Source organism: Salmonella sp. GDC200615 (genome assembly GCF_050574145.1).
GTDB classification, from domain to species: Bacteria; Pseudomonadota; Gammaproteobacteria; order Enterobacterales; family Enterobacteriaceae; genus Salmonella; species Salmonella enterica.
This window is the reverse complement of sequence record NZ_CP192247.1, coordinates 820,265-832,765: the sequence shown is the minus strand read 5'-3', so window position 1 is coordinate 832,765 and position 12,501 is coordinate 820,265. Positions and strand designations below refer to the sequence as shown.

The following is a 12,501-nucleotide window of genomic DNA, read 5'->3' as shown; positions in this document are numbered from 1 at the left end:
CCAGTCTGAATTAAGGAGCATTCCATGTCTGCTTTTACCCCGGCAAGTGAAGTCTTGCTGCGCCACAGTGATGATTTCGAACAAAGCCGTATTCTTTTTGCCGGAGATTTGCAGGATGACCTGCCCGCGCGCTTTGAATGCGCCGCCAGCCGCGCGCATACGCAACAGTTTCACCACTGGCAGGTATTAAGCCGCCAGATGGGCGATAACGTCCGTTTTAGCCTGGTCGCGCAAGCCAGCGATGTCGCCGACTGCGATACGCTGATCTACTACTGGCCGAAAAATAAACCCGAAGCGCAGTTCCAGTTGATGAATATTTTGTCGCTGATGCCGTCGGGCGTCGATGTTTTCGTCGTGGGAGAAAACCGCAGCGGCGTGCGTAGCGCCGAACCGATGCTGGCGGACTATGCGCCGCTGAACAAAGTAGATAGCGCGCGACGTTGCGGCCTTTACCATGGCCGTCTGGAAAAGCAGCCGCAGTTTAGTCTTGAATCCTGGTGGGCCGAGTACAACATCGACGGGCTGGCCATCAAAACGTTGCCGGGCGTATTCAGCCGCGACGGACTGGATGTTGGTAGCCAACTGCTGCTGTCTACGCTGACGCCGCACACCAAAGGTAAAGTGCTGGATGTCGGCTGCGGCGCTGGCGTGCTTTCCGCCGCGCTGGCCAGCCATTCGCCGAAAGTGCGCCTGACGCTGTGTGACGTCAGCGCTCCGGCGGTGGAAGCCAGCCGCGCCACGCTTGCCGCTAATGGTCTTGAAGGCGAGGTATTCGCCAGCAACGTCTTTTCGGAAGTCAAAGGACGTTTTGACATGATCATCTCCAACCCGCCGTTCCACGACGGAATGCAAACCAGCCTCGATGCGGCGCAAACGCTCATTCGCGGCGCAGTGCGCCATCTGAACAGCGGCGGGGAGTTACGCATCGTGGCGAACGCCTTTCTGCCCTATCCTAAGATTCTGGATGAGACTTTTGGCTTCCATGAAGTCATCGCGCAAACCGGGCGCTTTAAGGTTTATCGTACCGTGATGACCCGTCAGGCGAAGAAATAGTTGGCCTGATAAGCGCAGCGCCATCTGGTTGCATGTGCCGGATGGCGACGCAAAGCGTCTTATCCAACCTACGTCTCGCGCCCATTTTTGCAGCAATCAATCTATCCCATGCAATTAACTATTGACGAATAGCTGAAAACCACTAGAATGCGCCTCCGTGGTAGTGATTCTTTTCAAGAATCGATGGTATGCGAAGGTGGCGGAATTGGTAGACGCGCTAGCTTCAGGTGTTAGTGTCCTTACGGACGTGGGGGTTCAAGTCCCCCCCCTCGCACCAAAACCACGTTGATATTGCTCGCACTGGGCGAAGGTGGCGGAATTGGTAGACGCGCTAGCTTCAGGTGTTAGTGTTCTTACGGACGTGGGGGTTCAAGTCCCCCCCCTCGCACCAACGAGGCGATATCAAAAAGTAAGATAACTGTGCGAAGGTGGCGGAATTGGTAGACGCGCTAGCTTCAGGTGTTAGTGTCCTTACGGACGTGGGGTTCAAGTCCCCCCCTCGCACCAATTATCTTATCCTTCCTTTGTCTCTTCATTTTCATCCCTGATTCCAGTTCATCATTGCCAACATCATGCCGCCAATAAGCGCTATACACGATGGCAGCAGTACAAAATGCCGTAATTGTTTGTGATACAACATCAGCGCAGACAGTAGCAATCCTGATACAATCAACAGCTTCAGCGCATCAGCTGACAGGCCGATAAACGCCAGTCCAACGATAATCACTCCAGGCAATAATACGCCCCATCCGCTGCCTAACGTCCGCTGCAACATGGTTTCACCTCTGGAATTAATAATGATAACCAATATCATATGATATATTTTCTCATTTGTCAGCCAGAGTGAAAGCTAAAGAGATGAGTTTTACTTAACGGTTGATGACACGTATTCAGTAAGGTGATAAATTGTCCGACTGTTAACGTAAAAACAACAACACCTCGCTTTAGGCGACCTTTTCTCATACGTTATTTTCATGTTGGCGCCCGATTCCGTGTATATCACCGATAAATAACGACAATTACCCATGACAACACCATCCTGGCGGTCGCTTCGTATTAAGAAGTATCAGTTTTCTTTACGTCTTTTCTTGTTTCTCAACGCCGTGTCGGCGCTATTTACTCTCGTTTTCCCCCTTTATCAGATCAATGTATTTTGCACGCCAATGATCGGGATAGTGGTCCTGAGCGTATTACTGTTGATATGGCATGGGAAATATGGACAAAAAAGAATTAATCTCCCCTTTATCTCCCTACTCTTTGGGGGAATATGGGCGGCGCATATTGCGCTAAAGTATCCGGCGTTAGGCCATTATGATTTCTCTTTTTTACTGATTTCCCTGCTTAGCGTTCTGTTTATCGGCTCGATAGCCTTTGCCGCGAATATCGTCGCGTTTACGCTCTATTCGCTACCGCCAGTCGCGGTCTGCCTGTGGCTGAACGGTAATGAACAAGGTTTGCGAATTCTCTATTTGCTGGCCCTGCCAATGGTGGGAATCGCTATTCAACATGTTATCCAGAAACGCTACGATAACTTTGCCCAACAGCTCATGTTTAAGCTGCTGGCCGAGCGGGAAACCCTCAATGGCCTGAGCATGCTTGATCCATTAACCGGCTTATATAACCGCCGTGGCCTGCAAAATCGGCTGGATACGTTACAGGCGCCGGGCAGCCATGAACACTACGTCCTGCTATTGGATATCGATCATTTCAAAGCGTATAACGATCACTACGGTCATATGATGGGCGATCAGGCGTTAATCCGCGTCTCAGCGGCAATTCGGGACGCCGTGCGATCGCGCGATGTCGTCTGCCGTTTTGGCGGGGAAGAATTTCTGGTGTTGCTGACCACCGCCGAACCACAGCAAGCCCGCGCTACCGCAGAACGTATCCGACAGGAAGTATACGATCTTAAAATCCCGCATATGTTTAACGAAAGCGTCGCCACCAATGTCACTGTCAGTATCGGCATTGCGCCCCTGACGGATCGCAATATCGGAGACGCTATCGAAAAAGCGGATAAAGCGCTCTACGAAGCCAAGCATCTTGGACGTAACCACATTCTGGTCAGCGACGACATGCGCGCCCTATGAATCCTGCTGACGTAATCGTGCTACGCCAACAGCGTTAACCATAAACCGCTTGCCATCGTTTATTGCTATCGATAGGATTAGCAATCATTATCATTTAGATTAACATCATTAAACTGCGCTATGGCCTACCGTTCCGCACCTATTGCTGACGATATTATCTGGCGAGCTGCTCCCCAGCCGGAAGACGCCTCGCTGGCGGACGCAGTACGCGAGACGATCGCCTCTACCCGTAAGCACCTGTTGGACTTCATCCGGCTGGATGAAACGCCGCCGCCAACGGCGATGACTCTTGCCCAGTGGACGCGCCCCGCGACGTTTCGTTCATTGCTGGCCGCCTATTCCGATCACATCTATCGACACACGCCAGGCCTGCCACGTGAAAATAAGCCGTTACTCTCCCTGTGGGCGCAATGGTATATCGGGCTGATGGCGCCGCCGCTGATGCTGGCATTACTGACGCAAGCGCGCGCTATCAATGTCTCGGCAGAACATATTCACGTTGAATTTCATGAAACCGGGCGCGCCGCGTGTTTCTGGCTTGATGTGCATCAGGATAACCTGGCAACGGAGCGTTCCCCGGAAGAACGAATGGAAACGCTAATAGTCTCCGCACTACAGCCGGTCATTCAGGCGCTGGAGGCGACTGGCTACATCAACGCGAAACTTATCTGGAGCAATACCGGTTATTTAATCAACTGGTATCTGACTGAGATGAAACCGCTGCTTGGCGAAGCCCTGCTGGCAACGCTACGCCAGCGCTGTTTTTTTGAAAAGCAGCTATCCGACGGTCAGGATAACCCGCTGTGGCGGACCGTCGTAATGCGCGACGGTCTTCTGGTACGCAGAACCTGCTGCCAACGTTACCGCTTACCTGACGTACAACAGTGCGGCGACTGCACGCTAAAGTAAACCGCGTTACGTTGCCTTCAGTTATCGTCACGGCTTACTGCTGCTGGCCTGTCACATTATTATATTTACAGCGGCGCTCTCCGTATGCCAAATTACGTTTTGCCATTTTTGGGTCTACCGTGGCTATTAGTAAGGTAGTAAGGTCTCAGGAGAGAAGAATGAGTCTGCAATCTGTACGGCAATTTCTGGCCGATCATGCTCCCGATATTGAAATTATCGAATTAAATCAAAGTACAGCGACTGTCGAGCTGGCAGCCAAAGCGCACAACGTAGAGCCAGGGCAGATAGCTAAAACGCTCTCGCTTAAAGTAAAAGACACCATTATCCTGGTGGTCGCGAAAGGCGATGCCCGCCTGGATAATAAGAAGCTTAAAACCACTTTCGGCGCAAAAGCCCGTATGTTGAGCAGCGATGAAGTGGTCAATGCAACCGGACATCCTGTCGGCGGCGTATGTCCTTTCGGGCTGGAGCACCCGCTGCCCGTTTATTGCGACATCTCTCTGAAGGGGTATAACGAAGTATTGCCTGCCGCAGGCGCCACGCACAGCGCGGTACGCATCACGCCGGAAAGAATGGCTGAACTGACATCGGCAACCTGGGTAGACGTGTGCCAATAACGTGCCTGGCCCCCGGATTCCCCGAACAAGCACGGCGCATCCGGCGCGGGCTATACCCGATGCTGGAGCGCGGTAGCATCTCCGGCGCGCAGATATAACAGAATATCCGCCGCATCGAGTAACCCGGCATCAGAACTCACGCCCAGCTTGGACATCACATTAAACTTATGCGCCCGGATAGTCTTAATGTTACGTTCTAACTGGACGGCAATTTGCGGCATTGAGTAGCCGTTCGACATGAAACGCAGAATCTCCCGCTCGGTTGGACTAAGCATACAATTCTGGTGAAGTTCCCAAAGATTGTCTGTACGCTCCGTTGTCCGCCGGGCGCTATTAAGCGATGTAAATAAGGCATCCTGTAAAACATCCAACGGCGACGCTTTGCTGATGACCCCATCCAGCGGCAGCGGGGATAGCGCGCTGATTAAGCGGGCTTCAGCATCATCATCGGCAATCACCAGACGCCGCATATGGGGATAATTTATCGCCAGTTCCGTCAGACTGGATAATCCTGTCCGGCGTTCAGTTCTTAACGCAGAAAGAGAAAAAATAACGGCAGAAAACGGCGTCTTTAGCGCAGCCTTATAAAACGTGGATGGTTTTGAAAAAATATGAAGCGTATGTCGGCAATCCGGCATTGCATCAAATAGCCCTTTAATACCAATGGTGCTCATCACGCATTTTTCTACGAGCGCAACATTTCTCTTGCTGATTCTGTTTTCCATTCCATGGTTTCTCCATATACCGAAGGTAGGTTCAATTCTCTGGCTCCCTGAGAACTGTTTATCCATGCATACATCTCTGCATTACTGTGTATTGATAAGCGTCGCATGGCGCTATTTTTTTGGGCGCTAATTGTTTTATTACTTTTTTTAAGTAACGCCGCAATTTGGTTAATGCCCCACCCTTTTCCTAAAAGGCGTAATACTTTTCGTTCAGACAGCGTAAGGACAATCGGCCTGTCGTGGGACTGCTGAATTTCAGACGGTACCTGAGGCGATAATAATGTTTTGCTTATTCTTTCTGAGCGAGCGTTTCCCGCATGGATAACGCTAATAAGATTCTCGATTGGCTCTTCGTCTGAAAGCAAGGTGCTGACGGGGCCCATCAGGAGATCAACTGCATGTGGATAGCAGGATTTAGGAACCAGAAATACCCAATGTATGTCGCGATATTGCGAGAGTAAGCTATAAAAATATTCGCAGATAGCGCGGGGAGAGGCATTGTTAACTGCTAAATCAGCAATAACTAAATTACTTCGGCGTAGCTGTAGCAGCGTTAGCTCTTCTATCGTACGGCAATACGCCAGTTTATAATCGGGGAAATTACCTGTTATAACCCCTTTAAGGCCTTCCTGTATAAGAGGGGTTTTACTGATAATAAGTCCATTTTTGCAGCATCCTGGCAGCATAATTCCTCCGCACCCACGCCGCCCCCTTTCATTGCCCCATTAATAAAAACACTATTAACAATGAGCGCAAAGAAATATAGACCGAGTGGATTAATTATCCTTGTTTTATTTTTAAATATCTAACATTGATTGCGCTACAATCCACATAGCACAAAAACATGAAATCACTATCGCATAGTTACTCATAAAACCAGAAGCAAGACAATTAAATTAACTAAATTTGCACATTAGTAATTCTAACGAAAACTCATCATATTAATAAATTTAAAATATGAGTTCGCTCTTTATTCATATTGCTAAGTCCTAAAACAAAAGCCCAACAATACTGTCTACAATCCATAAAACCCATGTAATATCTGCGAATTACACTAAGTCATGCCTAATTTTACGCCCGCTGCTCACGCCATTGTGGTTAAACCATTAATGCATATCGTTGATAAAATTCACCACATCATTGATTCAAAAATGAGCGGCCAGGCTGGCATAATGCCTCTATTCTGGAAACGGACATACGAGAACCGTCGCCCATAAGGATATCCTGCCTGTGACGAAGCGCACGTCTCAAGAAGCTTATGCGTTGCGTCTGGCGGCTGACGTTTTTATCAACAAGAAATTGATCTTAACCAACGCCATCATGCCTGCGCTTCGTGTTAAAAAGGAAGCCTCTGTCATAGTGGCGGCGCATAGAATGTCTTTTTGGACAGGACGAGTCATGCAAGAAGAGCAATCAATTCAACGAGCAGTAACACGGTTATGTATTCAATGCGGGCTGTTTTTATTGCAGCACGGGGCGGAAAGCGCACTGGTTGATGAGCTTTCCACCCGCCTCGGTTTGGCGCTCGGTATGGATAGCGTCGAAAGCGCGATCTCCTCTAACGCCATTGTCCTGACGACCATTAAAGACGGACAATGTCTGACATCGACACGTAAAAACCAGGATCGCGGCATTAATATGCACGTCGTCACGGAGGTTCAGCATATCGTTATCCTCGCGGAACATCGTCTGCTGGATTACAAAGGCGTGGAAAAACGCTTTAGCCAGCTCCGCCCGCTGCGTTATCCGCGCTGGCTGGTGGCGTTTATGGTCGGTCTTTCCTGCTCCTGCTTTTGTAAGCTGAATAATGGCGGCTGGGATGGCGCGGTTATCACCTTTTTCGCCAGTATGATAGCCATGTATATCCGTCAGATGCTGGCGCAGCGGCATTTACATCCGCAGATCAATTTTTGCATTACCGCCTTTGTCGCTACCACGATTTCCGGGCTGATGCTCACTCTTCCCGCCTTTAGCCAGACGCCCACTATCGCCATGGCGGCAAGCGTACTGCTACTGGTGCCGGGCTTTCCGCTGATTAATTCCGTCGCAGATATGTTTAAAGGACATATTAATACCGGGCTGGCGCGCTGGGCTATCGCCAGCCTGTTGACACTAGCCACCTGTGTGGGCGTAGTGATGTCAATGACAGTATGGGGGCTACGAGGATGGGTATAATCGACTTTTTACTGGCGCTAATGCAGGACATGATCTTGTCTGCGATCCCCGCCGTCGGGTTTGCGATGGTCTTTAATGTTCCCCACCGGGCGCTTCCGTGGTGCGCGCTACTGGGGGCGCTGGGTCATGGCTCGCGTATGCTAATGATGAGCGCTGGCTTTAATATCGAATGGTCGACGTTTATGGCTTCGCTGCTGGTCGGCAGTATTGGTATTCAGTGGTCACGCTGGTATCTCGCTCACCCTAAAGTGTTTACCGTCGCGGCCGTGATCCCGATGTTTCCGGGGATTTCCGCCTATACCGCGATGATTTCCGCAGTAAAAATTAGCCATCTGGGCTATAGCGAACCGATGATGATTACGCTGCTGACCAATTTTCTGAAAGCCTCTTCCATTGTTGGCGCGCTCTCAATTGGCCTCTCTGTACCGGGATTATGGCTGTACCGCAAACGCCCCCGCGTGTGAATGGTAGAACGCCTCCTGCTGTTCTTACAGGTCTGTGTGGTACTATAAAAACAGTCGTCCTTCTCGGTTGTTGTTCCATATTGAGAAACATTATGTCTTCCAGAATTTTAACGTCGGACGTCATCGGTATTGACGCCCTTTTACACGATCATCATGCTGTGCTGGCGAAGTCAACGGGCGGCGCAGTGGCGGTATTCGCTAATAATGCGCCTGCCTTTTATGCCGTGACGCCTGCACGCATGGCTGAACTGCTGGCGCTTGAAGAAAAGTTATCACGTCCGGGAAGCGATGTGGCGTTAGACGCACAATTTTACGAAGAACCCGAAGCCGCCCCCGTTGCGATTCCCTGCGGAAAATTCGCCATGTATCCCGCCTGGCAACCGGATGCGGATTTTCAGCGTCAGGCTGCCCTTTGGGGCGTGGCGCTTCGGGAGCCGGTCACCGCAGAAGAGCTGGCGGCGTTTATCGCCTACTGGCAGGCGGAAGGTAAGGTTTTTCACCATATCCAGTGGCAGCAAAAGCTGGCGCGCAGCGTGCAAATCAGCCGTTCCAGCAATGGCGGAATGCCGCAGCGCGACATCAATAGCGTCAGCGAACCTGACAATCATATTCCACCAGGTTTTAGGGGGTAACGATGAAAAATGTTGGCGACCTGATGCAGCGTCTACAAAAAATGATGCCTGCGCATATTACACCGGCGTTTAAAACGGGCGAAGAACTGCTGGCGTGGCAGAAAGAGCAAGGCGAGATCGGGGCGGCGGCGCTGGCGCGGGAAAATCGGGCGATGAAAATGCAGCGCACCTTTAACCGTTCCGGCATTCGACCGCTGCATCAGAACTGCTCGTTTGATAACTATCGGGTTGAGTGCGACGGACAAATGAACGCGTTAAGCAAAGCCCGACAGTACGTTGATGAGTTTGACGGCAATATCGCCAGCTTTGTCTTTTCCGGCAAGCCTGGAACCGGTAAAAACCATCTCGCCGCGGCTATTTGTAACGAGCTGCTGCTGCGCGGAAAGTCGGTACTGATTATCACCGTAGCGGATATTATGTCAGCGATGAAAGACACGTTCAGCAATCGGGAAACCAGCGAAGAGCAGTTGCTTAACGATCTGAGTAACGTTGATCTGCTGGTGATCGACGAGATCGGCGTGCAGACCGAATCCCGCTATGAAAAAGTGATCATCAATCAAATTGTCGATCGTCGTTCCTCGTCAAAACGTCCCACCGGCATGTTGACGAACAGCAATATGGAAGAGATGACGAAAATGCTTGGCGAACGCGTCATGGACCGTATGCGTCTCGGCAACAGTTTATGGGTTAATTTTACCTGGGACAGTTACCGCAGCCGGGTGACGGGTAAAGAGTATTAAATTGCAACGTGCTCCAGGGCGATACGACGCCTGGCTGGCATAACACAGGTGATTACCATGAATACAGCGAAACATGTTCTGTGCTGCGCGGCGATCGCCAGCGTACTGATTTCCACCAGCGGTATTGCCGCCAGTCAGCTAAGCGCTCAGGGCGCGAACGCACAGCAGGGCGGGATGTCGCTTTCTGCGCTAACCGGTCTGCTCAGCAGAGGTGCCCAGTCGCTCAGCGCCGATAATATGAATAATGCCGCCGGTATTTTGCAGTACTGCGCCAAACAGAAACTGGCGTCCGCTACCAACGTGGAAAACGTTAAAAATCAGATTCTGAACAAGTTGGGGTTGGATACCACACAGCAGGAGCAGGACACTAACTACCTGAACGGCCTGCAAGGGTTGCTCAAGACGAAGGACGGCCAGCAGTTGAACCTCAATAATATCGGCAGTACGCCGCTGGCGGAAAAGGTGAAAACCAAAGCTTGCGATCTGGTATTGCAGCAAGGGCTGAATTTCCTCTCCTGACTGCGTTTTTCTGACCGTGCGCCACGCCGGGACGCCCTGATAAAAGCCGTGTTTTGGCCCTTTACCCGCCAACACGGCATTAACCCGATTTTTCTCTTCGTCTTTTCCTGTTATTAACCGCTATGGCAGGAAGTGATGCCGATCAAAAAACCAACTTTCTAAACTCATTCTAAATAACAGCGCCGTGTAAAGTTATTAGAATTGCAGCAATGTGACATCGCTATTACATTGTTAGAAATTTTTTCCTGCCAGCGATAAGCCTGGTTTATTGAGGATCGTCAGTTGTCCGAGTTGCTCTCTGTCGCTCTGTTTCTCGCCTCTGTGCTGATATATGCCTGGAAGGCGGGCCGTAACACCTGGTGGTTTGCCGCCACTCTCACGGTGCTGGGACTTTTTGTCATTCTGAATATTACCCTGTATGCCAGCGACTATTTTACCGGCGACGGGATCAACGACGCAGTGCTTTATACGCTCACGAATAGTCTGACGGGAGCGGGAGTCGGCAAATATATTCTGCCGGGAATCGGCATTGCCCTGGCGTTAGTGGCGGTATTCGGCGCGCTGGGATGGGTACTACGCCGCCGCCGTCACCATCCTCATCATGTCGGTTACAGCCTGCTGGCGTTACTGCTGGCGTTAGGTTCGGTCGACGCCAGCCCGGCGTTTCGCCAGATTACCGAACTGGTAAAATCACAAATGCGCGATGGCGATCCGGATTTTGCCGTTTATTATAAAGAACCAGCAAAAACCATTCCTAATCCGAAGCTCAATCTGGTCTATATCTACGGCGAGAGCCTGGAACGGACCTATTTTGATAATGACGCGTTCCCCAATCTCACGCCAGAGTTGGGCGCGCTGAAAAATGAGGGGCTGGATTTCAGCCATACCATGCAACTGCCGGGAACGGATTACACCATCGCCGGGATGGTGGCTTCCCAGTGTGGTATTCCGCTGTTTGCACCGTTTGAGGGCAATGCGTCCGCGTCGGTTTCCAGCTTCTTCCCGCAGAATATCTGCCTCGGCGATATTCTGAAAAACTCCGGCTACCAGAACTATTTCGTGCAGGGCGCTAACCTGCGTTTTGCCGGGAAAGACGTGTTCCTGAAATCACACGGATTTGATCATCTGTACGGCGCTGAAGAGCTAAAAACGGTGGTGGCGGACCCGTCTTATCGTAACGACTGGGGCTTCTACGACGATACGGTGCTTGATGAGGCATGGAAGAAATTTGAAGCGCTTTCCCGCTCAGGCCAGCGCTTTTCGCTGTTTACTCTGACCGTAGATACCCATCACCCGGACGGTTTTATCTCGCGGACCTGCAACCGCAAACGCTACGATTACGACGGTAAGCCCAACCAGTCCTTTAGCGCCGTAAGTTGCAGCCAGGAAAACATCGCCGAGTTTATCAACAAAATCAAAGCGTCACCGTGGTTTAAAGATACCGTTATCGTCGTCTCTTCCGACCATCTGGCGATGAATAATACGGCCTGGAAATACCTGAATAAGCAAGATCGCAACAATCTGTTTTTCATTCTGCGCGGCGATAAACCACAGCAGGAGACGCTGGCGGTCAAACGCAACACGATGGACAACGGCGCAACGGTGCTGGATATTCTCGGCGGCGATAATTTTATCGGTCTGGGACGTAGCAGCCTTTCCGGGCAGTCGCTGTCGGAAGTGTTCCTGAATGTAAAAGAGAAAGTGCTGGCGATGAAGCCGGATATCATTCGCCTGTGGAATTTCCCGAAAGAGATAAAAGATTTTACCGTCGATCGGGACAAAAACATGATCGCGTTTTCCGGGAGCCACTTCCGCCTGCCGTTACTACTGCGCGTATCGGATAAGCGCGTCGAGCCGTTACCGGAAAGTGAATACTCCGCTCCGCTACGGTTCCAGTTGGCCGACTTCGCCCCGCGCGATAATTTCGTTTGGATCGATCGCTGCTACAAAATGGCGCAGCTATGGGCGCCGGCGCTGGCGCTCTCTACCGACTGGTGCGTCTCGCAGGGGCAGCTTGGCGGGCAGCAAACCGTACAGCATGTCGATAAAGCGCAGTGGAAAGGCAAGACGGCGTTTAAAGAGACGGTCATCGACGTGACGCGTTACCAGGGCAATGTCGATACACTGAAGATTGTTGATAACGACATTCGCTACAAAGCCGACAGTTTTATCTTTAACGTCGCGGGCGCGCCGGAAGAGGTGAAACAGTTTAGCGGCATTTCCCGGCCGGAGTCTTGGGGGCGCTGGTCAAATGCGCAGTTGGGCGATGAGGTTAAAATCGAATATAAAGCGCCGCTGCCGAAAAAGTTTGATCTGGTGATCACCGCCAAAGCCTTCGGCGACAACGCGAATCGGCCGATTCCGGTACGCGTAGGCAACGAAGAACAGACGCTGGTGCTGGGTCACGATGTGTCCACTATCACGCTGCATTTCAACAACCCGACGGACGCGAATACCTTAGTCATTGCGCCGCCCGCTCCCGTCTCCACCAACGAAGGTAATATTTTGGGCCATTCGCCGCGCAAATTGGGGATTGGCATGGTGGAGATCAAAGTGGTGAATGTTGAAAGTTAAAAG

At 51.2% G+C, this 12,501-nt stretch carries 13 protein-coding genes and 3 tRNA genes; 13 read left to right on the top strand and 3 right to left on the bottom strand.

Annotated features, from left to right (window positions below; genetic code table 11):
• The first annotated feature begins 24 nt into the window (after positions 1-24).
• The 4 genes from rsmC to ACQ29O_RS03950 all read left to right on the top strand — a co-directional run bounded on the left by rsmC (position 25) and on the right by ACQ29O_RS03950 (position 1,560).
• Positions 25-1,053, top strand: coding sequence for a 16S rRNA (guanine(1207)-N(2))-methyltransferase RsmC (gene rsmC / locus ACQ29O_RS03965; RefSeq protein ID WP_001272275.1), 1,029 nt, complete (start codon positions 25-27; stop codon positions 1,051-1,053).
• A 190-nt stretch (positions 1,054-1,243) separates the two neighbouring features.
• A tRNA-Leu gene (locus ACQ29O_RS03960) sits at positions 1,244-1,330 on the top strand.
• Positions 1,331-1,357: 27 nt separating this feature from the next.
• Positions 1,358-1,444, top strand: a tRNA-Leu gene (locus tag ACQ29O_RS03955).
• Between the two features lie 31 nt (positions 1,445-1,475).
• Positions 1,476-1,560 (top strand) — tRNA-Leu (locus ACQ29O_RS03950).
• Positions 1,561-1,591: 31 nt separating this feature from the next.
• Here the strand turns inward: ACQ29O_RS03950 and ACQ29O_RS03945 are convergent.
• Positions 1,592-1,828: a DUF1435 domain-containing protein gene (locus tag ACQ29O_RS03945; RefSeq protein ID WP_000941876.1), complete on the bottom strand. Its 237-nt coding sequence runs from the start codon at positions 1,826-1,828 to the stop codon at positions 1,592-1,594.
• Positions 1,829-2,078: 250 nt separating this feature from the next.
• On the opposite strand from ACQ29O_RS03945, the gene ACQ29O_RS03940 reads away from it, so the two are divergent.
• The 3 genes from ACQ29O_RS03940 (at position 2,079) to ACQ29O_RS03930 (ending at position 4,669) form a co-directional block, all read left to right on the top strand.
• A complete protein-coding gene (locus ACQ29O_RS03940) occupies positions 2,079-3,143 on the top strand; it encodes a GGDEF domain-containing protein (RefSeq protein ID WP_000211207.1) in 1,065 nt (354 codons plus the stop codon).
• A 120-nt stretch (positions 3,144-3,263) separates the two neighbouring features.
• Positions 3,264-4,052, top strand: a complete 789-nt coding sequence (fhuF, locus tag ACQ29O_RS03935; RefSeq protein WP_000331543.1) for a siderophore-iron reductase FhuF — start codon at positions 3,264-3,266, stop codon at positions 4,050-4,052.
• Between the two features lie 158 nt (positions 4,053-4,210).
• Positions 4,211-4,669, top strand: a complete 459-nt coding sequence (locus ACQ29O_RS03930; protein ID WP_000058276.1) for a YbaK/EbsC family protein — start codon at positions 4,211-4,213, stop codon at positions 4,667-4,669.
• 50 nt (positions 4,670-4,719) lie between these two features.
• Here the strand turns inward: ACQ29O_RS03930 and bglJ are convergent, their stop codons facing one another.
• Both bglJ and ACQ29O_RS03920 read right to left on the bottom strand, forming a co-directional pair.
• Complete coding sequence (gene bglJ / locus ACQ29O_RS03925) at positions 4,720-5,394, bottom strand: DNA-binding transcriptional activator BglJ (protein ID WP_000431553.1); 675 nt, start codon at positions 5,392-5,394, stop codon at positions 4,720-4,722.
• Positions 5,355-6,080 (bottom strand): response regulator transcription factor, encoded by a 726-nt coding sequence (locus ACQ29O_RS03920; protein ID WP_000936669.1) that lies wholly within the window; start codon positions 6,078-6,080, stop codon positions 5,355-5,357. Before ACQ29O_RS03920 ends, bglJ begins: the two co-directional genes overlap by 40 nt.
• Before the next feature lie 712 nt (positions 6,081-6,792).
• Here ACQ29O_RS03920 and ACQ29O_RS03915 point away from each other — a divergent pair.
• The 6 genes from ACQ29O_RS03915 (at position 6,793) to opgB (ending at position 12,498) form a co-directional block, all read left to right on the top strand.
• Complete coding sequence (locus ACQ29O_RS03915; RefSeq protein WP_001674846.1) at positions 6,793-7,569, top strand: threonine/serine ThrE exporter family protein; 777 nt, start codon at positions 6,793-6,795, stop codon at positions 7,567-7,569.
• Positions 7,560-8,033, top strand: coding sequence for a threonine/serine exporter (locus ACQ29O_RS03910; protein WP_000511329.1), 474 nt, complete (start codon positions 7,560-7,562; stop codon positions 8,031-8,033). The genes ACQ29O_RS03915 and ACQ29O_RS03910 overlap by 10 nt, the downstream gene beginning before the upstream one ends.
• 92 nt (positions 8,034-8,125) lie before the next feature.
• Positions 8,126-8,665 carry a primosomal protein DnaT gene (dnaT, locus tag ACQ29O_RS03905; RefSeq protein ID WP_000098573.1) on the top strand — a complete coding sequence of 180 codons (540 nt, stop codon included), beginning with the start codon at positions 8,126-8,128 and terminating at the stop codon, positions 8,663-8,665.
• Positions 8,666-8,667: 2 nt separating this feature from the next.
• Entirely contained in the window at positions 8,668-9,405 is a 738-nt protein-coding gene (dnaC, locus tag ACQ29O_RS03900) for a DNA replication protein DnaC (protein ID WP_000799921.1), read from the top strand.
• A gap of 57 nt (positions 9,406-9,462) precedes the next feature.
• Positions 9,463-9,924: a DUF2501 domain-containing protein gene (locus tag ACQ29O_RS03895; protein ID WP_001090314.1), complete on the top strand. Its 462-nt coding sequence runs from the start codon at positions 9,463-9,465 to the stop codon at positions 9,922-9,924.
• 282 nt (positions 9,925-10,206) lie between these two features.
• Positions 10,207-12,498, top strand: coding sequence for a phosphatidylglycerol--membrane-oligosaccharide glycerophosphotransferase (gene opgB, locus ACQ29O_RS03890; RefSeq protein ID WP_001292722.1), 2,292 nt, complete (start codon positions 10,207-10,209; stop codon positions 12,496-12,498).
• The last annotated feature ends 3 nt before the right edge of the window (positions 12,499-12,501 follow it).

Excerpts from the sequence above, each read along its gene's own strand:
- rsmC (WP_001272275.1), top strand. The coding sequence starts at position 25 with ATGTCTGCTTTTACCCCGGCAAGTGAAGTCTTGCTGCGCCACAGTGAT.
- ACQ29O_RS03945 (WP_000941876.1), bottom strand. The coding sequence starts at position 1,828 with ATGTTGCAGCGGACGTTAGGCAGCGGATGGGGCGTATTATTGCCTGGA.
- ACQ29O_RS03940 (WP_000211207.1), top strand. The coding sequence starts at position 2,079 with ATGACAACACCATCCTGGCGGTCGCTTCGTATTAAGAAGTATCAGTTT.
- fhuF (WP_000331543.1), top strand. The coding sequence starts at position 3,264 with ATGGCCTACCGTTCCGCACCTATTGCTGACGATATTATCTGGCGAGCT.
- ACQ29O_RS03930 (WP_000058276.1), top strand. The coding sequence starts at position 4,211 with ATGAGTCTGCAATCTGTACGGCAATTTCTGGCCGATCATGCTCCCGAT.
- bglJ (WP_000431553.1), bottom strand. The coding sequence starts at position 5,394 with ATGGAAAACAGAATCAGCAAGAGAAATGTTGCGCTCGTAGAAAAATGC.
- ACQ29O_RS03920 (WP_000936669.1), bottom strand. The coding sequence starts at position 6,080 with ATGCTGCCAGGATGCTGCAAAAATGGACTTATTATCAGTAAAACCCCT.
- ACQ29O_RS03915 (WP_001674846.1), top strand. The coding sequence starts at position 6,793 with ATGCAAGAAGAGCAATCAATTCAACGAGCAGTAACACGGTTATGTATT.
- ACQ29O_RS03910 (WP_000511329.1), top strand. The coding sequence starts at position 7,560 with ATGGGTATAATCGACTTTTTACTGGCGCTAATGCAGGACATGATCTTG.
- dnaT (WP_000098573.1), top strand. The coding sequence starts at position 8,126 with ATGTCTTCCAGAATTTTAACGTCGGACGTCATCGGTATTGACGCCCTT.
- dnaC (WP_000799921.1), top strand. The coding sequence starts at position 8,668 with ATGAAAAATGTTGGCGACCTGATGCAGCGTCTACAAAAAATGATGCCT.
- ACQ29O_RS03895 (WP_001090314.1), top strand. The coding sequence starts at position 9,463 with ATGAATACAGCGAAACATGTTCTGTGCTGCGCGGCGATCGCCAGCGTA.